This window comes from Azospirillum sp. 11R-A (assembly GCF_049472615.1).
Lineage (GTDB): Bacteria > Pseudomonadota > Alphaproteobacteria > Azospirillales > Azospirillaceae > Azospirillum > Azospirillum palustre.
This window is the reverse complement of record NZ_JBCEBL010000033.1, coordinates 67,607-87,085: the sequence shown is the minus strand read 5'-3', so window position 1 is coordinate 87,085 and position 19,479 is coordinate 67,607. Positions and strand designations below refer to the sequence as shown.

Below are 19,479 nucleotides of genomic sequence, written 5' to 3'. Positions count from 1 at the left end.
CGGGTGACAAGCCGGGCAACGGCAGCGTAGGATCAACCATGGCGGGTGGGCGCTCCGGATATGGCGAGGATTGGCTTCAGCACCCAAATCCTATGCCTGATCAACGGTTTGCGCTACACCCGCCAACCCTGGGGCATAATCCCGGTTAGCACTCCATCGCGGCGCAGCCGCTTGGTGATACGATGTTGCCGCGCTCGTCCACACCGTGAAGTTGGAACCCCGTCTTGGCCTGATCGAGGCCGATGATCGTGGGCTCCGTGGGACGGACCTCCGCTTCCAGAGGGCCGATCCCCTCCAGGTGGTGTCACCCATCAGAAGCAGGGGGCGTCCTTCCCATCAGAGCCCGACCGGTCACCGCCGCGGGGCCATGGAACATCGAAGCCGGGGGCGCAGATCGGTCTCACCACAGCATTGCCGCCAATGGTAACCACGTATTGGGCGGCTTCTTACTGCGACATGATGTCGTACTATACAATTTCCCAATGTCGCTATATCCCCGTTGACCCGCTGCCGCGAATGCGGATGATTTGCAATCACAAAGCCAATGGGGTGTGTCGACATAATGCTTAGAATCACAGTGCTTGCTTCACTCCTCCTCATGGGAACGGCATTTCCCGCCACGGCGAAAGAATACCCCGTGGGTAAGCCGCAGACGCAAGAGGGCCTTGATGTCGCAGCCGTCTATCTGCAGCCCATCGAGATGGAACCGGCCGGCATGATGCGGCCGGCAGCCGACAGCGACATCCATTTGGAAGCCGACATAAAGGCCACCAAAGACAACAAGAACGGCTTCGCCAAAGGCGACTGGGTGCCTGATCTGGTTGTCGAATACACGTTGACGAAGGATGGTACGGAAGTGGCCAAGGGTCCTTTTATGCCGATGGTCGCCAACGATGGTCCGCATTACGGCGACAACGTCAGGATGGCCGGCAATGGCAGATATCAGCTGATCCTCAAGATTTCTCCGCCGTCGGCGAATCAGCATGTCCATTTTGGTCGCCACGTGGACAAGGAGACTGGTGTCGCTCCCTGGTTCAAACCGTTCGAAGCGAAATATGACTTCGTCTATGCCGGCACGGGTAAAAAAGGTGGCTACTAATACCACTGCCTCAATCTGGTCCTGTCGCCTATTTGGAGCGGCCCTGATCTTAGCCGGGATCGTTTCCGGGCTTTCCGGCCAGGCACATGCTGGCGATCCCGTCTTCAGGATCGTTTTCGAGGACGGCAAGATGACGCCCCTGCGCATCGTCGTCCCTGCCGACACGCGGATCGAGCTGCAACTCGTCAACGCCGGCAAGACGCCGGCCGAATTCGAGAGCCTGCCGTTGCGCAAGGAGAAGGTCATCGCTCCAGGGGTGACCACGGACATGGTGATCAAGGGACTTGATCCCGGCGAATACCCGTTCTTCGACGACTTTCATCCCGATGCGCCGCCTGCGGTGCTGATCGCCAAGTAACAGGCCACACAACGAAAGGCGGGCGGCGCATGTATGGAAACGTGATCTTTGTGGTGTGGCGGGAAAGCGTCGAGGCGCTGCTCGTCGTCGGCATCCTGAACGCTTGGCTCGCGGTCAATGCACCGGAGGCTCGCCGTGCCCGCGTCTTTCTGTGGTCGGGTGCCCTCGCCGGCCTCGTTGTCGCCGGGGCGCTCGGTGGGACCTTCGTCGCTCTGTCCGACGTCCTTTCCGACACTGCTCTCGGAATTTTTCGCACCGCCATGGTTCTGGTCGCCGCGGGGTTGATTCTGCAGATGGTGGTGTGGATGCGACGCCACGGCCGCACCATGAAGCGCGACCTCGAAGGCGCGCTGGGAGAGGCGGTGACCACCGAAAACTGGTGGGGCGTCTTTACCCTGGCTTTGATCGCATTGACCCGCGAGGGCTCGGAGACGGTGGTCTTTCTTTACGGCATCCTATCCGCCGATCTCGGGGATGGGCGTGTGCCTGCCATCGGTGCGGGAAGTCTCGGCCTTCTCGCCGCCTTCGCTACCTACGCCCTGCTGCAACTCGGCAGCCATCGCCTGTCCTGGAAGGTGTTCTTCCGCGTCACCGAGTCGATGCTCCTGCTTCTGGCCTGTGCGCTGGTCGTCTCCGGCGTCGATGGTTTGATCGATCTTGACGTTCTGCCTGCGCTTTCACGCCGGCTTTGGGACAGCTCGTGGCTTCTATCCGACGGCGGAGCCATTGGGGGCTTGGTGGCCGGTCTGACCGGCTATCGTGCCCGTCCAGTCCTGACGGAGTTTCTTGCCTTCCTCGCTTATTGGAGCTTTGTGCTATGGCTGATTGCACGACCCCTTCAGCAACGCACCGTGGCGGCCTGAAACGGACGCTGTCCGGCCTGGGCGACTGGATGGCCCGTTCGCGGCGGCTGATCACGGGAGTGCAGTGGGCGGTCATCGTCATCTATGCCGTTCTTATCATCGTTCCCACGCTGCTGCCGCTGCCGACCAACGTCGACCACATCTGGTCCCACCTCACCATCTTTGCCCAGTTCGTGTTCTGGGGGATCTGGTGGCCGGGAGTGATACTGTCGATGATCCTGTTTGGCCGGCTGTGGTGCGGCGTCCTCTGTCCGGAGGGAGCGCTGTCCGAACAGGCCTCCGCCTGGTCGCTGGGTCGCGCCGTGCCGCGCTGGATCACTTGGAAGGGGTGGCCCTTCGTCGGTTTTCTCGGCACGACCGTCTACGGCCAGATGATCTCCGTCTATCAGTATCCGGCTGCCGTTCTGGTGATCCTCGGCGGTTCGACCGCCGCCGCCATCGCCGTTGCTCTGATCTGGGGACGCAACAAGCGCGTCTGGTGCCGCCATCTCTGTCCGGTCAATGGAGTGTTCGCTCTGGTCTCGAAGCTGGCGCCGGTTCACTATCGGGTCGATCGCGACGCCTGGGACCGTTGGCGAAAGCCCGCCGACGGCCGTTCTTCGGTCGTCAACTGCGCACCGCTGGTGCCGCTGCGCACGCTGGACGGCAATGCGCAGTGCCACATGTGCGGGCGATGCAGCGGCTTCCGCGACGCCATCGCGCTCGACCACCGTCCTTTCAGTCAAGAGATCGTCCACGTCGCTGGGCGCGAGGCCAAACCCTGGGAGACGGCGCTGATCCTGGTCGGCCTTTTGGGCGTAGCCGCCGGTGCTTTTCGCTGGACAGGTAGCAGCCTGTTCATCGACCTGAAGATGTCGTTCGCTGAACTGCTGCTGTCGCTCGGTGCCGATCGCCTGCTCGACATGGTGATGCCCTGGTGGATTCTGACCAATTACCCTGAGAACAACGACGTCATGAGCGTGCTCGACGGCGTTACGCTTTTGGCCTTCATCGGCGCGGAGGCCCTTCTCGCCGGCCTCGTCTTCGCGGGCGGTATTGCGCTCGCAACCCGCATTGCCGGTGGGTGGTCGTCTGTTTGCTTCCACCATCTTACCCAGGGCTTGATCCCGATTTCGGCGATCGGCGTCATACTTGGGCTGTCGATGACAACGGTGATGCTGCTGCGTACCAACGGCTTGGACCTCGGTTTCGTCGACCCGCTGCGGGCCCTCCTCCTGGTCGGCGCCACTTTGTGGTCCGCTTGGCTGTCGGCCAGAATCGTTGCGCTTCATGCAACCTCCCCATCCCGCCGGCTGCTTGCTACGGGCATGATGGCGATCCTGTGCGTTCTCGCCGCCGTGAATTGGGGAACCCTTTTCTGGTCCCTATGAAGGGACGGCAAACCGAGTTAATGGTCTCACGCTTCATGTGAAAATCTTCACGATCGAAAATTTAGAAACGGACGAAGGAGTCCTCATATTCAATTTCGTATGGTTCCCGCCAACCGCGACGCCGAGCAACGATTATGACAAGCGGGCCCTGCAGGGTGCAGGAATACATGATCTCTTTGTGTTCCGATTGCCGGACGATCTGATCACCTCCATGTCGTGACCCCTAAGAGGAGCCATCACGGGCTTCTTTGGATTGCGAGGCAATCTGTCTTCGCTTTCTTCAGGCTTCGGCAGGCCGACTGCGCCGCCGCCGCGTTGAATCCGACTAGCTGGGCCTTGTACTGCGTACCCGACCGCTGAACCATCGGCTTAGCCGCCGTGGCTAGGCTACCCAGCCTTTTCCTGGCAGTCTCCGCCTCCTGCCGTGCCACCTGCTGGCTGCGGTACACCCCGGTCTGGATCGCCCAGCTGCCCGTTCCGGCGGCCGCGAGCCGTGCCTTCGGCTTGCCGTCGGACACCAGCAGATCGTCCGGCTTCGCCGGGGCTTGGTTGCGGAACCCGGCGTCCATGAGTTCGACGATGCGCCGGTCCCGCTTCCTGGCGCTTTCGCCGCCCAGCACCACCGCGATCAGCCGGCGCCCGTCGCGGGAGGCCGAGGCGGCCAGATTGAAGCCGGAGGCAGCGATGTAGCCGGTCTTGATCCCGTCCATTCCGTCATACTGGTCGAGTAGCCGGTTGTGTCCGTATACGGTCTGGTTCTGCCAGTCGAAGCTGCTGCGGCTGAAATACGGGTAATAGCGCGCGTGGTTGCGGACGAGTTCCCGGGCCAGCAGCGCCATATCGCGCGCGGTGGTCCGCTGCTCGCGATTCGGCAGGCCGGACGCGTTGCGGAAGACGGTGTGCCGCATTCCGATCTCGCGCGCTCGCTGGGTCATCGTCTGCGCGAAGGCGGCCTCGCTTCCGACGATCGCCTCGCCGAGGACCACGGCGACGTCGTTGGCCGATTTGGTGCTGAGCGCCAGGATCGCGTCCTCGACGCGGATGGTGTCCCCTGGCACGACGCCGAGCCGGGACGGGGCCATCGTCGTGGCGTAGTAGGAGACCGGGAGCGGCTGGTCGAGCCGGAGCTGGCCGCGGTCGAGCGCCTCGAAGGTCAGGAGCAGCGTCATCATCTTGGTCAGCGACGCCGGGTAGGTCGAGACGTCGGCATTGCGGGCGCTCAACACGGCTCCGCTGGACGCATCCATCAGGAATTCCGCGACGACCGGCCGTGCCGCCGACTTGCGCCCCGCCTTGGCCGCGGCCGGCACCGACAGGGAAGACAATGCCACCATGGTGACGATGGCGGCTGCAAGGCGTGCTCGGGCGAACATGGGCGGGATGACCGGTTCAGCGGTTGGGGGCGGGATCACCGGTAGTCCAGCCAGCCTTAAAGGACTGTTAAACCTCTCACTCCTCTGATGCGAAGGAGAGCCATCGCCGATTGACCCTTCATCAGTGGCAAGGCCCTGCTCAGGATGGCACAACCCTGGGCGACGGCCGGAAAGCGATGACCACGGCACCGCCGACGATGAGGATGTCGGCAAGGTTGAAAGTCGGCCAATGCCAGCCGAAGGCATGCAGGTCCAGAAAATCGGTGACGGCTCCCTGGCGGATGCGGTCGACCGCATTGCCGATGGCTCCCCCTGCCATCGCCCCGGCCGCAAGGACCGAAGGACGGTCCGGCAGCCGTGCCCCCCATCCGAGCAGCACGAGCGCCATCGACAGCGCGAAACCTGCCAGGACAAAAGGTGGCAACGCCATGTGGCCCGAGAACAGGCCGAAGCTGACGCCGGTGTTGAAGCCGAGGCGCAGATTGAAAAATGGAGTGATCTGGATGACATCCGCCGGGGTGAGGATATGAGTGAGCATCGCCCATTTGCTCACCTGATCCGCGACCACCGCGATAACCGCCATAGCCATCGCGATGTACAAACCCGCCGGACACCAACGAAACGCCACGCCGAACACTCCTCAGCCCGATGAAAGCGGCACCTGCGCGCCGCCGGCATCCTGCCTGCTCCAGCCGCTAGAGTATCAAGTGGAATTTCTTGTGTGGCCTCACGGGGGCGGAACCCGCTTTTAATCACCGCCGTCAGTGATGCTCGTGCAGGCAATGGGCATGGTCGGCCAGCACCTCGATCACATGGCAGCTGCGCACCTCCCCCTGCGCGCACTGGTCCACCATCTGCCGGACCTCCGCCCGGAGCGCCTGCAGCCGTCGGATCTTCGACTCGATGTCGGCCAGATGCTCGCGGGCGAGGGCGTCGACCGCTTCGCATGGCTGTCCCGGATCGTCGGCCAGCGTCAGCAGCTGGCGGATGGCGTCGACCTCGAAGCCCAGTTCGCGGGCATGTCGGATGAAGCGCAGCCGGCGCACCGCGGCCTCGTCATAAGTCCGGCGGTTGCTGTCGGTCCGTGACGGGGTGCGCAGCAATCCGATGCTCTCATAATAGCGAATGGTTGGAATCTTCACCCCGGCCTGCGTCGAAAGCGCGCCGATCGTCAGAGTGCTCATGATGAAATTTCCCCCTTGATCCTCCAGTCGCTGGAGAATGTACGGTCGTGGCAGGACATCGACAAGGGAGCCCGCTATGAATGCCAACGACGAGACGACCCCGACGGACTGGCAGCGGACCCGCTTCCGGGTGGGCGGAATGGATTGCGGCTCCTGCGCCGCGAAGATCGAAACCGCGCTGCGGCGGGTTCCTGGGGTGCATGAGGTCCGGGTCTCCGTGCCCAACGGCACGATGACCGTCACCCACGACCCGTCGACCGGCGGCGATGCCATCACCGCCCCCGTTTCCCGGCTGGGCTATCGGACAGGTCCTGCCGAGGTCCTGACGACCGCCGGCGTGGCCGCCGAGCGGAGCGATAGCATGGATGCCTGCTGCGGCTACGGTCATTCCGACTCCCTGGACCGTGACAACGCCCGTAACCAAGCTCACGGCCATGCCCATGGTGCCGACGAATGGTCGGACCCGGCGCTCGGTGAACTTCCCTGGTGGCGGCGGCCGAAGGCGCAGTTGGCGCTCGCCTCCGGCCTCGCGCTCGGCGTCGCCTATGTCGTGGGCGCCTTGGTTCCCTCCGTTTCGCCATGGGCCTTCCTGCTGGCGATGGCGGTCGGGCTGGTGCCGATCGCGCGCCGTGCCTTCGCCGCCGCCGGTGCCGGCACGCCGTTCTCGATCGAGATGCTGATGACCATCGCGGCGGTGGGTGCCGTCGTCATCGGTGCGGTGGAGGAAGCGACGGCGGTGGTCTTCCTGTTCTTGGTCGGCGAATTGCTGGAAGGGGTCGCCGCCGGGCGGGCACGCGCCAGCATCCAGGGGCTGATCGGCCTGATGCCCGACAGTGCCCTGGTCGAAGGCGACGGCGGTGTCCGGACGATGCCGGCGTCGGGCCTGCAGGTCGGCGCGGTCATCCTGGTGCGCCCGGGCGACCGTGTGGCGGCCGATGGGGTGATCCTGTCCGGGGACAGCGCGCTCGACGAGGCGCCGGTGACCGGCGAGAGCGTTCCCAAGCGCAAGGGCGAAGGCGACCGGGTGTTCGCCGGCACCATCAACGGCGACGGCACGCTGCGGGTGCGGGTGAGCGCCACGGCGAAAGACAACACCATCGCCCGCGTGGTCCGGCTGGTCGAGGAGGCGCAGGAAAGCAAGGCGCCGACCGAACGCTTCATCGACCGCTTCTCCCGCTGGTACACGCCGGGCGTCGTGGTGGTGGCGTCGCTCGTCGCCGTGCTGCCGCCGCTGCTGGCCGGGGGAATCTGGGGGGAATGGATCTACAAGGGGCTGGCGGTCCTGCTGATCGGCTGCCCGTGCGCCCTGGTGATCTCCACTCCGGCGGCGATCGCCGCCGGCCTGTCCAACGGGGCGCGTCGCGGCCTGCTGATGAAGGGTGGCGCCGTGCTGGAGGCGCTGGGCCGCATCACCACGGTCGCCTTCGACAAGACCGGCACCCTGACCGAGGGCAAGCCGCGCGTGACCGACGTGATCGCCTTCACCGGCGGCGAGCAGGAGGTTCTGGCCCGGGCGGCCTCACTGGAGGCCGGTTCGAGCCACCCCCTGGCCAAGGCGATCCTCGCTGCCGCCGACGACGCCGGCCTGACCGTCGGCCCGGCGTCCGACACCGGTGCGCTCACCGGCAAGGGCGTGCGGGGCCGGCTGGACGGGCTGGAGCTGGCATTGGTCTCGCCGCGGGCCGCCGGCGAGCGGACTCCCCTGACGCCGGAACAGGCGGATCGGGTGGCGGCGTTGAACGGCGAGGGCAAGACGGTGTCGGTCCTGCTGGTGGACGGCCGGCTGTCGGGCCTGCTGGCGATGCGCGACGAGCCGAGGGCCGATGCCCAGGCCGGCATCGCGGCGCTGCGCGAGGCCGGGATCCGGTCGCTGATGGTGACGGGCGACAATGCGCGGACGGCCAGGGCGGTGGCCGACAGGCTGGGGGTCGAGCCCCACGCCGAGCTTCTGCCAGAGGACAAGCAGCGCATCGTCCGCGACTTGCAGGCGCGCGGCGAGCGGGTCGCCAAGGTCGGCGACGGCATCAACGACGCCCCGGCGCTCGCCGCCGCCGATGTCGGCGTCGCCATGGGTGGCGGCACCGACGTCGCGCTGGAAACCGCCGACGCTGCCGCCCTGCACGCCCGGGTCGGCGACGTGGCGGCGATGGTCCATCTGTCGCGCCGGACCATGGCGAACATCCGCCAGAACATCGTGCTGGCGCTGGGGCTGAAGGCCGTGTTCCTCGTCACCACCGTGGTCGGAATCACCGGGTTGTGGCCGGCCATCCTCGCCGACACCGGCGCCACCGTCCTGGTCACCGCCAACGCCTTGCGCCTGCTGTCGCTTCGCCCGTGAGGCTTTCAAACCCGCAGTTCGACGAACGGAGCCGGATCATGACAGACAATGACTCTGCCGCGCACGGCTTGCTATGTCCCCATTGCCGCATTGGCCTATCCATGTCCGAACGGAACGGCGTTGAGATCGACTACTGCCCGAAGTGCCGCGGCGTATGGCTGGATCGGGGTGAGTTGGACAAGATCATCGAGCGCAGTGCTCTTTATGAGGCACAGCTCAGGCAGCCATCCCCGGGTGGTAGCGTCCACCCTCCTGATCGGGCCAGTGCCGGCAGTGGCACCCCCTTCCTTCCGCAGCAACCGGCCAGCCCCTGGGGAGTCGCTCCGGCGTCAGCGCCGCCGCCGTCCTCTCAGTCCCCGGAACAGCATGCGTCCCATGGCTATGTGTCTCAGGGATGGGCGGCTCAACCGCACTCCTCGCCCACCCCAGGTCACCCCGGCCATCATGCCGATCACCGGCCGCCCCACGGTCAAGAACATCATCAAGGGAATGGCAGGGAGGGGCATCGTGGATCGTTCCTCGGCCGGTTCTTCGATTGAGCGTGCCAAAAGGCCAGAGAGAGGTTCGGTGTGCCCGTCAAGCGGCGCCCGAACCGGGAGACGGCTGTCGTGCGGGAGGCCGGGCGCTAACCCGCCTCTTCCATCCACCCACCAGAACGGACGACGAGACTACGGCGAGTGCAAGTGGCACCAGCAGCAAATCGCCCCAACGGGCATAGAGGGTGGGCGGCAGGGGTGGAGGAAGCCTCGCGTCGACGATCCCGGTTTCATTCAGCGGCAGCTTGGCGCTGATGGTGCCGTACCCGTCGATGACGGCGGAAATCCCGGTGTTCGCGGCACGCACCATCGGCAATCCCTCCTCAACGGCCCGCATGCGGGCGGACGCGAGATGCTGCTCGGGACCGATCGATGTCCCGAACCAGGCGTCGTTGGTTGGATTGAAGATCCAATCCGGTCGGAGGGTGCGGTCCACCAGTTCGCCCGGGAAGATCGCCTCATAGCAGATGGCGACGCCAACCGTTTGCGCTCCCACCTGCAGGGTTCGCGGTCCCGGCCCGGCGGAGAAGTTGCCGAAGCCGGCTGTGAATTGATTCAGTGGCAACAACCCGCGCAAGGGGACATACTCGCCGAACGGGACGAGGTGGTGCTTGTCGTAAACTCCTTCGATGCCGCCACCGTCATTGACGGCGATGACCGCGTTCCAGATCGCGCGACCGGTCGGTTCATAGGTGCGCCGCGGCGTTCCGGCAAGCAGACGAGCACCAGAAGGCAAACGCGCGGCGATTCTGGCGAGCGTCTCGCCTGCCTCGTCCAGGAAACCGGGATAGGCGGTTTCCGGCCAGAGAAGCAGATCAAACCGGCCCGGCTGGGAGGAAAGGTCGAGATAACGCTCGATGGTCGCCGCCCGCTGTTCCGGCAGCCATTTCTTTACCTGCGGGATATTGCCCTGCACGACGCGCACCAGGGGACCGGAAGGAGCGTCGCCGCGTGCGATCCTGTCCTCGCCGCTGTCCGACGGGAGGCGCAGCCCCCCCGCAGTCAGGATCAACAGGACAAGGAGCGCCGCCACTCGTGCCGAACGCCGCTCGTGGCGAGAGGTGGCCAGCAGGGACAGGGGCATCAGCACGGCGGCGAATACGGTGAGCAGGCTGAGACCGTAACTGCCGAAAACGGCGGCGATCTGCCGGGGAACAGAATGATCGACCCAGGCATAGGCGATCAAATTCCAGGGAAATCCTGTCAGCACATGGCCGCGCAGCCATTCCGATGCCGTCCACAGCAGGGCAAAGACCGTTGCGCCGGCCACCCCGCCCCACCGCAACCGGACGAAAATCCAAGCGGGTATGGCGATGAAGAGCGCCAGGAATGCGGCAAGCCCTCCGACCGCGGGGGCCGCCATCCAACCGAAGCGTTCGGCGTCAACGGAGAAACTCTCGCCGATCCAATGAATCCCGGCGATGAAGTAACCCATGCCAAAGCTCCAGCCGGTCAGAGCAGCGGCGGCCGGTCCGGCTCTGCAAAGCAGGAGAAACAGACCACCAAGACCCAGCACGAGAAAGGGCGGGAGCGAAAAGGGCGGGAGGGCAAGCACGGTCAGGGCGCCGAGCAGTGCCGCCAGCGGACCCTTGACGAAGGTGCTCCGCATGACGCGTGTCATTCGGAGCACCGCTTCCCATGTGACTCTTTGCGGAATGAACCTGTCGACACGTTCGCCCCATCCGTGGTCCATATGATCGGTACAAGGCACGGTGCATGCTCCAGCCGCTGGAGAAGCAAGAGGTTTTCCACGCTCGCCGCCGTTCCGTTGACGGTTGTTCGCATGCGGCTGTGCAGGATATCATCGGTGCGATGATCAGATTTCGCCGCCTCACCCCTGTCCTGCTGCTCCTGGGCTTCGTGTTTGGATTGGTCCTTCCGCTCTCTGGGCAATCCCTGAGGCCGGATGCGGCAGGGGGAGCGACGTTGATATGCTGTCCGGAGGACTGCCCCTCCGGCAGTAGCAGCGCGGAACGCAGCGAAAGCGGATTGGTCGTCGCCTGCAGCCATGGCGGGGCCTGCCTGGTGCTGCCCGCTTGGCAGAAGGTGACCGCGCCGACCATCGTCATGGCATCCCCTTTCCGTCCCATGCCATCCGACCCTGATAAGGGCCGCTCGTTCGCTCCCGGTCAGCGCCCGCCCATCCGGGTCGCCGTCTGAACGTCCGGGATCCGGGCGACAGCCCACCCCTGGATCGGGCCATATGGCCTCTCCGCATATTCCAGCTACTTTGGACGGCCCGCCGCCCGCCGTCTCCGCCGTTCGTCAAACGGAAGGTCCGAATCATGCTTTGCAGCCGCGCAGTCCGTGCCGCCATTATGTTTGCCGCCCCCTTGATGGCCTGGGTATTTGCTGAAGCCGCTTCGGCGCAGGCATCGGCCAATCCAGTCCAGCCGCAGCCAGTCCCTTACGAGCGGGTGCTGGGAGACCCCAAAGCGCCGGTCGAGGTGATCGAATACGCATCGCTGACCTGCCACCATTGCGCCACCTTCCACAACTCGGTGCTGCCGCAGGTGAAAAAGGAACTGGTCGAAACTGGCAAGATTCGCATCGTCTACCGGGACTTTCCCCTCGATCGTATCGGGCTGGAGGCCGCCACCCTGGCCCGCTGTGTGACGCAGGAGCGCTACTTTCCCCTGTTGGAGGTTCTTTTTTCCAGCCAGGACGGGTGGGCGCACGCCGCGGATCCGGTGGAAGCTCTCACACGGATCGGCAGCGTTGCCGGTCTGTCGCGCACCGCTGTCGAGAAGTGCCGGAACGACCAAGCCCTGCAGGATGCCATCCTGCAGTCGCGCATGGGGGCCGAACGGTTCCACGGCGTCGACTCCACGCCCTCCTTCGTGATCGGCGGCAAGACCTACAAAGGGGTTCTGCAGTTCGAGGAGTTCCGGAAAGCCGTGGAGCCCTTGCTGCCGAAACCCTGAACGGCGCCAAGGTCGGCTGGCAGGCCGCCTTCTCTTCCCGTCAACTTGCACATAGGAACATCGACGATGAAGACCATCCTCATGGCTGGCACCATCATCCTCAGCCTGACCGGCCTGGCCGGCGCCGCGCCGGTGAGCGTCGGCGATCTTTCGGTCGAGCGTGCCTGGGCGCGTGCGACCATTCCCTCCGCGAAGACCGGCGCCGTCTATTTCACCATTCGCAACACCGGTGCGCGGCCCGACCGGATCTTGGCCCTGGAAACCACAGTTGCCGGACATGCGATGCCGCACCAGACCATGCAGGAAGGCGACGTCTCGCGCATGGTGGAGGAAAATTCCCTGAGCGTTCCCGCCGCCGGAGTGCTGGAGTTGAAGCCTGGTGGAACCCACATCATGCTGATGGATTTGAAAGGCGGCCTGAATCCGGGCCAGTCCTTCATCCTGAGCGTTACCTTCGAGCAGGCGGGGACGGTTTCCGTTCCGGTCACTGTCGGGCGCGCCGGCGCCATGGGACCGGAATGACCACGCCATGACCCTGCTCCGCCGAATCCGCGCCACCCTCTGTGTGGTAGCCGGTGTTGCCCTTATAGCCGTCTATGTTCTGGCTGGGCGGCAACCCGCAAGTGTAGAGACCCGTAGCGAGATGGCGCCGGGTCGCTCGATGGCCGAAGGCGCCCGCTGGCAACTTCTGGACGAACAGGGACGTCCGTTCGTTCCCGATGATCTTCAAGGACGTCCGACGGTCATCGTCTTCGGCTTCACCCACTGCCCCGACAGCTGTCCAACCTCGCTGTCCTACCTGGCCGGTGTGCTCCAGTCACTCGGACCGCGGGGGGACGCCATCCAACCGCTGTTCCTGACCGTGGATCCGGAGCGCGACAGCGTTGCGGTGATGGCGGACTATACCGACCTGTTCGACTCCCGTATCCGCGGGGTTACCGGCGCACCGGATCAGATGGCGGCGGCATTGAAGGGGCTTGGCGTCTATGTCCGCAAGGTGACGCAGGACGGGGGGTACAGCATGGACCACAGTGCGACCATCCTGCTGCTCGACTCGCGGTCGCGCTTGCGCTCGACACTGGCCATCCATGAGGGAGAGGAGGTTGCTGCTCGGAAGATCGAACAACTGCTCGTTGCAGAAGCCGGAAGCCATTGACACCCAAGCCCGGATTAGGATGCGCCGTCGCACTTGCGGAAAGCCGACGACGAGGTCCCTTCGCCGGGGAGACCGCCGAGTGTTTCTGGCCGGGCGCCATAAGGAGGAGAGCACACTGTCAAATGAAGATATTTTAATGTCACTTCATTTCTACCATAATCCGAATGTAATATTTGAGTTGGAAGGACCAAGAGGCATGCCGGACCTCTTCTCTAGGGATTGACGATGAAAATGTAGAGCGTTAATGTCGCTCTCATTGGGGAGTAGCTTCCGGCAGCCAGCCGGGAACACGTCAACATTCTTGCGCTCAAGGGCGCATGGCGCGTTCAGTGGACAATCGTCTGCCTAGCGAGACCAGTGTGTTTGACGATCCGCGCCGGCCGGATTCTCGAACGCGCTGTCTCACAAGACCGGCGGACGCAACGATGACCCCTCTCTCGATTGCCGTACTGTCGCTCAGCATGTCGGCTGATGCTTTCGCCGCTTCCATCGGACGTGGTGCATCCCGCCGGCCCAACTTTCCGGCTGCGCTGAAGGGTGGTTTGGTGTTCGGTGCCATTGAGGCTGTCACCCCTTTGATCGGCTGGGCGTTGGGATTGGCTGCCGCCGGCTTCGTCACTGCCGTCGACCATTGGATCGCATTCGCGTTGCTTGGCCTTGTCGGCGGCAAGATGGTCTGGGAAGGGTTCCAGGCCCAGGAAGACGAGGGCGATGCCGCCTCCCGCTCAAACCCCTGGGCCCTTGTCGCCACGGCGGTCGGCACCAGCATCGATGCTGCCGCGGTCGGCGTATCGCTGGCGTTCCTCGGCACCAACATCATCGTCATCGCCTTGTCGATCGGCTTTGCCACCTTTGCGATGACGACCATCGGCATGATGATCGGCAAGGCGGTGGGCGTGCGCTTCGGCAAGGTGGTGGAGGTGCTTGGTGGCATGGCGCTGATCGGTTTGGGGTGCTCGATCCTCGTCGAGCATCTGGGCTTGATTGCCTGATCTCCCCGGCGAAGACCGGGTCGGAAAGCATCGGACCAACACCACTCCGATGGACGCAGCTTGCCGCACCACGGGTACACTGACTGGTATTGAACGAAAGCAGCGAGGTCAGCTTTGTCGCTCCGCTCCATACCCAGCAGCGTCGTCGCTCTGGGCTTCGTCAGCCTGTTCATGGACGTTTCATCGGAGATGATTCACAGCCTTCTGCCGGTGTTCCTGGTTTCGGTCCTCGGCGCCAGTGCGCTATCGGTGGGCTTCATCGAGGGCATCGCCGAAGCGACGGCGTCCATCACCAAGGTCTTCTCCGGGGTGGTCAGCGACTGGGCCGGACGGCGCAAGCCCTTGCTGCTGCTTGGCTATGGCATGGCCGCCCTGACCAAACCGGTATTTCCGCTCGCCGACACGCTGGCCTCGGTGCTGCTCGCCCGCTTCCTCGACCGCATCGGCAAAGGTGTTCGCGGGGCGCCGCGCGACGCGCTGGTCGCCGAGGTGACGCCGCCCGACCTGCGCGGCGCCGCCTTCGGCCTGCGGCAGTCGATGGACACGGTTGGAGCGTTCGCCGGCCCCGCACTTGCCATGCTGCTGATGGTCCTGAGTGGCGACAACTTCCGCCTCGTGTTCTGGATTGCCGTCGTCCCGGCCTTCGTCGCCGTTGCGGTGATCCTGTTCGGCGTGCGCGAGCCCGACCGGGAACCGTCCGGCGAACCGCGCCGCTTCCCGATCCGGCGCGGTCAGCTGCGGCGGCTGGACGCGACCTTCTGGGGCGTGGTGATGCTTGCATCACTGCTGACGCTGGCGCGATTCAGCGAGGCCTTCTTGCTGCTCCGCGCCCAGAGTGTGGGCGTCGAGGATGCCTACGCGCCGCTGGTTCTGATCGTCATGAATTTTGTCTACGCGATTTCCGCCTACCCGCTGGGTCGTCTAGCCGACCGGCTGGACCGGCGCAACTTGCTGGCCATGGGTGTCGGCCTGCTCGTCCTGGCGGATCTGGTTCTTGCGTCGGCTGGTTCCGCACCGGTTGTGCTGGCCGGGGCGGCGCTGTGGGGACTCCACATGGGCGCCACCCAAGGCCTGCTCGCGGTCTTCGTCGCCGATGCAACGCCCGCAGACCTTCGGGGAACAGGCTTCGGCCTCTACAATCTTCTGACCGGAATCGTCCTGTTGGCCGCCAGCACCGTGGCGGGGGTGCTATGGACGGCGGTGGGGTCGGGTGCAACGTTCCTGGCCGGAGCGGCATTCGCGCTGATCGCTCTGGTCGGACTGCTGACCATCGTGCCGCGACGGGCGAGGGCCTAGCGTTCCGGCTGATCAGAGCACGAAAGGGGTGCGCCAGCAGTCCGGCGCTCATCCTTCGCAGCGTGATGGGAATGCCTGATGTCGCATCTTCAAATTCGCACATAACCGATCCGGCTTCTGACATTCCTAAGCGGCGTACGTTGGGATCGCTGCGCGACGCTGCTCAGATTGTCCGGAATGTGGGACCCTGCGGGAACGCAGGCTGACCCGCCGGTCGCCCGCCACTGCCGACCCGACCGGCCCATCGCTCAGGATGACAGCTCCGACCGGTGGTTTGGGCGAACCGGGATTTATCCTGACGTTACAGGAACTCCTCGAGGTAAATCAGCCCTAGGAAGCCGACGAAGAAGGCCACCGGCATCATCGGCGTGTCCGGTACCTCATGCGCTTCGGTCAGCAGCTCCTCAGTGACCAGGTACAGCAGCGCAACGAGGCCGAAAGCGAAGAACCCGGACAGGATCGTTTGGGGGAGACCTCCGAGCAGCAGGCCGACCACCGCGCCGACCGGCATCGCCATCGCTATTCCGGTGGTCACCGCGACGACGCGCGGCTTCCCGGCGTCACTGCCGAATGCGCCGGCAACCGACAGGCCGAGGAACAGCAATTCGACCGTCAATGCAATGGTGAGCAGCAGCCCCTCCTTGGCTCCTTGGAGAAACCCAAGGCCGAGCACGAAGCCATCGACGAACACATCCACTCCCGCCACGACTGTCATGCCAACCGATCCGCCGAAGCGCTCTTCCGACTGTTCAAGGGCGAGCATCGTCAGGACACCGATCGTAGCCCCCAGGAGTGTCGACCAGGGGGCATTGGCATGGATCACGTCAGGCAGGAGTTCGGCCGCAGCCGCAGCGAACACCACGCCTGCAGCAAGGTGCTGGACGATGCTCCGGAAACGTCGGGACGGTGGCCAGTAGGCGGTGGCGGCACCCCCGCCAATGGCTGCTGCAACCGGGATGATCGTGGAGAGGAGAACGGTCTGATACATATCGGAACAACTCGACGGCAGCAGGACGGTTCCGCGCCGATCGACCAACGGGCGGCAGAATCGCCCGCCCGGCGCCTTGGAGGCAGCCAAGCGGGTGGAGGGAGGCGCCGCCGCCGGTCGGCTGACGGCCTTGCCTTTGCCAGTCAGCCGGAGCAAGGATGGTGGGCGCCCGTTAGACCACGTCAGTCGGAGCAAGGAGACAGCTACCGCCGTCATGCTCGACCTGTATGGTCACGTGCCCGATGCCGAACCGTTCCTTCAGGTCGTGCGCGACCTCCTTCAGGAATGCGTCGTCGGTTCCGGCATCAGGTCGGACGAGGTGCGCGGTGAGTGCGGTGTCAGTCGTGCTCAGGCCCCAAATATGCAGGTCGTGGACGGCAGCGACACTCGGCAGCCCGGTAAGATAGGCCTCGACGTCGGCCCGGCTGACCCCTTCCGGAACCGCATCCAGGGCGAGGTTCGCCGACTCCCTCAACAGCCCCCAGGTTCCGACGACGATCACCGCGACGATCGCCAAGCTGACCAGCGGGTCGAGCCAAAGCCAGCCGGTCCAGCCGATGAGCAGCGCCGCCACAACAACCCCGAGCGACACGGCGGCATCGGCGGCCATGTGCAGATAGGCGCCTTTGACGTTCAGATCGGCATCCTTGCCGCCCATAAACAGCCAGGCCGTGACCGCGTTGATCACAATGCCGACGGCGGCAACCCACATCACGATACCCCCCTCGACTGGCTCGGGATGCGTCAAGCGGCCGACCGCCTCCCAGGCGATGGCCCCGACCGCGATCAGCAGAACGACGGCGTTCAATAGGGATGCCAAAATCGACGAACTGCCGAACCCATATGTGTGCCGGTGCGTGGGACGGCGCCGGGTGAGCCAAGCAGCTCCCCAGGCCAGCAGCAGTCCGAGCACGTCGGACAGGTTATGTCCGGCATCGGCGAGCAGGGCGACGGAGTTCGCCACGATGCCGTAGAACGCCTCGATGACGACGAAGCCGATGTTCAACACCGCCCCAATGGCGAAGGCGCGATCGTAACTGGCCGGGGCGTTGTGATGACCACCAAGACCGTGGGAATGCCCGGCATGACGATCATGCCCGTGGTTATGGGTATGGCCCTGGGCCTTGTCGTGCCAATTGGCGTCATCATGGTCGTGAGGCACGGATCATTGCTCCTTGTTCTTTTACGCTCGGTCCGCTTGCGCTCGCCTTATCGGGTAGGGATCATGCCCACGGCAGTATGAATCCTCCCGGAAGCTGGCGAGGACAGGCCTCCTGAAGGGTCATCAACCCGACGATCAACCCATCCAGCAGGGCGTGACGTTGGACGTCGGCTGTAACGGAGGCGTCCTTTTCGGAGTGTAATGGTCAAAGGCTGGTCCGTGCCCTGAGGATGACGCGGTCGTTCGGAATGCCGATGATGGGTCGTGCTCGTGCGACCACAAGGCGATGGGGTGCGAATGCATCGGGGTGGTCCTAATGGAGCAGGGAAGGACGGGTCCAGAGATCCACCGTCATCCCGGCCTCAGCCTCCGGAACGTCAGGATGATGGAACCGGAAGATGGCGAGCCCGACGTCCCGGGCATGTTCATACGGTTCACCGCGTCTCACCAATTCAGTGAAGGCGCGTTCGACAGCGGCACGGCAGCACATTGGCAGCCTCCTACAGGTACTTGGCAAGCTCGCGCAGCTTGGCAAGCCGATCGCGGTCCTCTCGGGGAATGGGGCCGACGATCTCTTCGAGGTGATGGTCGATATGGTCGAGGATCAGGACGTTCTTCGCCTTCTCCAGGGCCTTGATGACAGCCTGAAGCTGCTGGGCGATGTCGATCCCGTCACGCCCGTCCTCGATCATGCGAGTGATGGTGGCGAGATGGCCTTCGGCTCGGCGCAGGCGGTTCTTCAGATCGGGGTTGTTGGCGTGGCTCATGAACCATGACCTATCCCCCTGGTGGGGTTATTTCAAGTCTTCCCGTCGTGCCGGCGTCAGGTTCAGCCGGTGTCCGGCCCGGTTTTCCCTGGAATGTTGCCGCCAGTGCCGTCAGCGGAAAAGTCCGAGAGTCTCCACTGCCTCGCCACCCAGGCCAAGCTTGAACTCGGTGACGCCGGGGGCATCGTCCGGGTTGATTCCGCCGAGATCGAGCGCGGTGACACCGCGCTTCTTCAGCTCTTCGATCGCCCGCCACAGCACCAGCCGCATGGCGTTGCTCTTCCGCCCCGCCGCGTTGGACCAGCCGATCTGGTAGGTCGCCGCCTGCCCATGGATGAACAACAGCCCGGCGGCCACCGGTTCCTTTCCAGCAAGCGCCGTGATCATCAGCACCCCGCCGGCCTTATGCAGCGCGTTGCGCAACCGGACGATGAGCGTCCCCGAGGCACTGCGGTATCCCTTGGTTTGCGCCTGTTTCTGGTCCTGCCGCACCAACCACGGCAGGTTCTGCGCTGCCGGGTCGACATCGAGGACCAAGCCGGCCGCCTCCGCGGCCCGCAACCCCTTGCGCCACGGGCCGGCAAAGCGGGTGCGGATCGCCTCCAGCTTCGGCGACAGGTCGAGCCAGACCGTCTGGTAGCCGGGCGCGATGCGACGGAAGCCGCAGCGCTCCAGCACAGCCGCCATCTCCGGCGAGGCCGGCAATTCGGGCAGAACGCTGACGCGGCTGAACAGGTGGTTCGGGTACTCCCGACGCAGCAGACGGAACAGCGCCTCGGCCGTCTCCGGCGTCGGCGTCCCGCCCAGCCACAGCGGCCCGCGGTGAATGTGGGTCTGACGGAACAGCTTTAGCGACCGGCGCTGCAGCACCTGCAACAGCCCGATCGGACGCTCCCCCTGCTGAATGAGGCCAAGGCGCGGGACGTAGCCGCGCGTCTTGGCCATCGCGCTTGCATAGCCGAAGCTCTGCGGCAGTGTCGAGCGCGGGATCGCGGCGTAATGCCGTCCCCACTCGCCGACGGTGCCCTCGTTCCACAGGATGGAGACGGTGGGGGTCTCGATCATGGCATGCG

At 64.7% G+C, this 19,479-nt stretch carries 19 protein-coding genes and 1 riboswitch; of the genes, 11 read left to right on the top strand and 8 right to left on the bottom strand.

Annotated features, from left to right (window positions below; genetic code table 11):
• Positions 1 to 598: 598 nt before the first annotated feature.
• The 4 genes from VH569_RS30400 to VH569_RS30385 are packed head-to-tail and all read left to right on the top strand — an operon-like array spanning position 599 to position 3,690.
• The gene (locus tag VH569_RS30400; RefSeq protein ID WP_423320438.1) at positions 599 to 1,099 is read left to right on the top strand and encodes an iron transporter; all 501 of its coding nucleotides are present in this window, start codon (positions 599 to 601) and stop codon (positions 1,097 to 1,099) included.
• The gene (locus VH569_RS30395; protein WP_423320433.1) at positions 984 to 1,457 is read left to right on the top strand and encodes a cupredoxin domain-containing protein; all 474 of its coding nucleotides are present in this window, start codon (positions 984 to 986) and stop codon (positions 1,455 to 1,457) included. Before VH569_RS30400 ends, VH569_RS30395 begins: the two co-directional genes overlap by 116 nt.
• Before the next feature lie 29 nt (positions 1,458 to 1,486).
• A complete protein-coding gene (locus VH569_RS30390; RefSeq protein ID WP_423320431.1) occupies positions 1,487 to 2,320 on the top strand; it encodes an FTR1 family iron permease in 834 nt (277 codons plus the stop codon).
• Positions 2,275 to 3,690 (top strand): 4Fe-4S binding protein, encoded by a 1,416-nt coding sequence (locus VH569_RS30385; RefSeq protein ID WP_423320429.1) that lies wholly within the window; start codon positions 2,275 to 2,277, stop codon positions 3,688 to 3,690. The genes VH569_RS30390 and VH569_RS30385 overlap by 46 nt, the downstream gene beginning before the upstream one ends.
• 236 nt (positions 3,691 to 3,926) lie before the next feature.
• On the opposite strand, the gene VH569_RS30380 is transcribed toward VH569_RS30385, so the two are convergent.
• The 3 genes from VH569_RS30380 to VH569_RS30370 all read right to left on the bottom strand — a co-directional run bounded on the left by VH569_RS30380 (position 3,927) and on the right by VH569_RS30370 (position 6,247).
• A complete protein-coding gene (locus VH569_RS30380; protein WP_423320427.1) occupies positions 3,927 to 5,063 on the bottom strand; it encodes a serine hydrolase in 1,137 nt (378 codons plus the stop codon).
• A gap of 139 nt (positions 5,064 to 5,202) precedes the next feature.
• Positions 5,203 to 5,691, bottom strand: coding sequence for a signal peptidase II (gene lspA / locus VH569_RS30375; RefSeq protein WP_423320425.1), 489 nt, complete (start codon positions 5,689 to 5,691; stop codon positions 5,203 to 5,205).
• A 133-nt stretch (positions 5,692 to 5,824) separates the two neighbouring features.
• A complete protein-coding gene (locus tag VH569_RS30370) occupies positions 5,825 to 6,247 on the bottom strand; it encodes a MerR family transcriptional regulator (RefSeq protein ID WP_423320423.1) in 423 nt (140 codons plus the stop codon).
• A gap of 76 nt (positions 6,248 to 6,323) precedes the next feature.
• On the opposite strand from VH569_RS30370, the gene VH569_RS30365 reads away from it, so the two are divergent.
• The gene (locus VH569_RS30365; RefSeq protein ID WP_423320421.1) at positions 6,324 to 8,585 is read left to right on the top strand and encodes a heavy metal translocating P-type ATPase; all 2,262 of its coding nucleotides are present in this window, start codon (positions 6,324 to 6,326) and stop codon (positions 8,583 to 8,585) included.
• 38 nt (positions 8,586 to 8,623) lie between these two features.
• The gene (locus VH569_RS30360; protein ID WP_423320419.1) at positions 8,624 to 9,124 is read left to right on the top strand and encodes a zf-TFIIB domain-containing protein; all 501 of its coding nucleotides are present in this window, start codon (positions 8,624 to 8,626) and stop codon (positions 9,122 to 9,124) included.
• A 37-nt stretch (positions 9,125 to 9,161) separates the two neighbouring features.
• Here the strand turns inward: VH569_RS30360 and lnt are convergent, their stop codons facing one another.
• Positions 9,162 to 10,730 carry an apolipoprotein N-acyltransferase gene (lnt, locus tag VH569_RS30355; protein ID WP_423320417.1) on the bottom strand — a complete coding sequence of 523 codons (1,569 nt, stop codon included), beginning with the start codon at positions 10,728 to 10,730 and terminating at the stop codon, positions 9,162 to 9,164.
• 676 nt (positions 10,731 to 11,406) lie between these two features.
• Here lnt and VH569_RS30350 point away from each other — a divergent pair.
• From VH569_RS30350 to VH569_RS30330, 5 genes are all read left to right on the top strand, one after another.
• A complete protein-coding gene (locus VH569_RS30350; RefSeq protein ID WP_423320415.1) occupies positions 11,407 to 12,045 on the top strand; it encodes a DsbA family protein in 639 nt (212 codons plus the stop codon).
• Between the two features lie 66 nt (positions 12,046 to 12,111).
• Entirely contained in the window at positions 12,112 to 12,567 is a 456-nt protein-coding gene (locus tag VH569_RS30345; protein ID WP_423320413.1) for a copper chaperone PCu(A)C, read from the top strand.
• Between the two features lie 7 nt (positions 12,568 to 12,574).
• A complete protein-coding gene (locus VH569_RS30340) occupies positions 12,575 to 13,201 on the top strand; it encodes an SCO family protein (protein WP_423320411.1) in 627 nt (208 codons plus the stop codon).
• A gap of 246 nt (positions 13,202 to 13,447) precedes the next feature.
• A riboswitch (yybP-ykoY riboswitch) is annotated at positions 13,448 to 13,548 on the top strand.
• 78 nt (positions 13,549 to 13,626) lie between these two features.
• Positions 13,627 to 14,193: a manganese efflux pump MntP family protein gene (locus VH569_RS30335; protein ID WP_423320409.1), complete on the top strand. Its 567-nt coding sequence runs from the start codon at positions 13,627 to 13,629 to the stop codon at positions 14,191 to 14,193.
• A 114-nt stretch (positions 14,194 to 14,307) separates the two neighbouring features.
• Positions 14,308 to 15,489, top strand: coding sequence for an MFS transporter (locus VH569_RS30330; RefSeq protein ID WP_423320407.1), 1,182 nt, complete (start codon positions 14,308 to 14,310; stop codon positions 15,487 to 15,489).
• A gap of 301 nt (positions 15,490 to 15,790) precedes the next feature.
• Here VH569_RS30330 and VH569_RS30325 read toward each other — a convergent pair whose 3' ends face one another.
• The 4 genes from VH569_RS30325 to VH569_RS30310 form a co-directional block, all read right to left on the bottom strand.
• The gene (locus VH569_RS30325; protein WP_423320406.1) at positions 15,791 to 16,477 is read right to left on the bottom strand and encodes a ZIP family metal transporter; all 687 of its coding nucleotides are present in this window, start codon (positions 16,475 to 16,477) and stop codon (positions 15,791 to 15,793) included.
• Positions 16,478 to 16,649: 172 nt separating this feature from the next.
• A complete protein-coding gene (locus tag VH569_RS30320; protein WP_423320405.1) occupies positions 16,650 to 17,639 on the bottom strand; it encodes a cation diffusion facilitator family transporter in 990 nt (329 codons plus the stop codon).
• Between the two features lie 500 nt (positions 17,640 to 18,139).
• Positions 18,140 to 18,406, bottom strand: a complete 267-nt coding sequence (locus VH569_RS30315; protein WP_423320403.1) for a metal-sensing transcriptional repressor — start codon at positions 18,404 to 18,406, stop codon at positions 18,140 to 18,142.
• A 111-nt stretch (positions 18,407 to 18,517) separates the two neighbouring features.
• On the bottom strand, positions 18,518 to 19,471 hold the full coding sequence (locus VH569_RS30310) for a lipid II:glycine glycyltransferase FemX (protein ID WP_423320401.1): 954 nt from the start codon (positions 19,469 to 19,471) through the stop codon (positions 18,518 to 18,520).
• Between the last annotated feature and the right edge of the window lie 8 nt (positions 19,472 to 19,479).

Coding starts and splice junctions, on each gene's coding strand:
- VH569_RS30365 (WP_423320421.1), top strand. CDS start 6,324: ATGAATGCCAACGACGAGACGACCCCGACGGACTGGCAGCGGACCCGC.
- VH569_RS30310 (WP_423320401.1), bottom strand. CDS start 19,471: ATGATCGAGACCCCCACCGTCTCCATCCTGTGGAACGAGGGCACCGTC.
- VH569_RS30335 (WP_423320409.1), top strand. CDS start 13,627: ATGACCCCTCTCTCGATTGCCGTACTGTCGCTCAGCATGTCGGCTGAT.
- VH569_RS30400 (WP_423320438.1), top strand. CDS start 599: ATGGGAACGGCATTTCCCGCCACGGCGAAAGAATACCCCGTGGGTAAG.
- VH569_RS30385 (WP_423320429.1), top strand. CDS start 2,275: ATGGCTGATTGCACGACCCCTTCAGCAACGCACCGTGGCGGCCTGAAA.
- VH569_RS30340 (WP_423320411.1), top strand. CDS start 12,575: ATGACCCTGCTCCGCCGAATCCGCGCCACCCTCTGTGTGGTAGCCGGT.
- VH569_RS30360 (WP_423320419.1), top strand. CDS start 8,624: ATGACAGACAATGACTCTGCCGCGCACGGCTTGCTATGTCCCCATTGC.
- VH569_RS30395 (WP_423320433.1), top strand. CDS start 984: ATGTCCATTTTGGTCGCCACGTGGACAAGGAGACTGGTGTCGCTCCCT.
- VH569_RS30315 (WP_423320403.1), bottom strand. CDS start 18,406: ATGAGCCACGCCAACAACCCCGATCTGAAGAACCGCCTGCGCCGAGCC.
- VH569_RS30350 (WP_423320415.1), top strand. CDS start 11,407: ATGCTTTGCAGCCGCGCAGTCCGTGCCGCCATTATGTTTGCCGCCCCC.
- VH569_RS30390 (WP_423320431.1), top strand. CDS start 1,487: ATGTATGGAAACGTGATCTTTGTGGTGTGGCGGGAAAGCGTCGAGGCG.
- lnt (WP_423320417.1), bottom strand. CDS start 10,730: ATGCGGAGCACCTTCGTCAAGGGTCCGCTGGCGGCACTGCTCGGCGCC.
- VH569_RS30370 (WP_423320423.1), bottom strand. CDS start 6,247: ATGAGCACTCTGACGATCGGCGCGCTTTCGACGCAGGCCGGGGTGAAG.
- VH569_RS30380 (WP_423320427.1), bottom strand. CDS start 5,063: ATGTTCGCCCGAGCACGCCTTGCAGCCGCCATCGTCACCATGGTGGCA.
- VH569_RS30325 (WP_423320406.1), bottom strand. CDS start 16,477: ATGTATCAGACCGTTCTCCTCTCCACGATCATCCCGGTTGCAGCAGCC.
- VH569_RS30345 (WP_423320413.1), top strand. CDS start 12,112: ATGAAGACCATCCTCATGGCTGGCACCATCATCCTCAGCCTGACCGGC.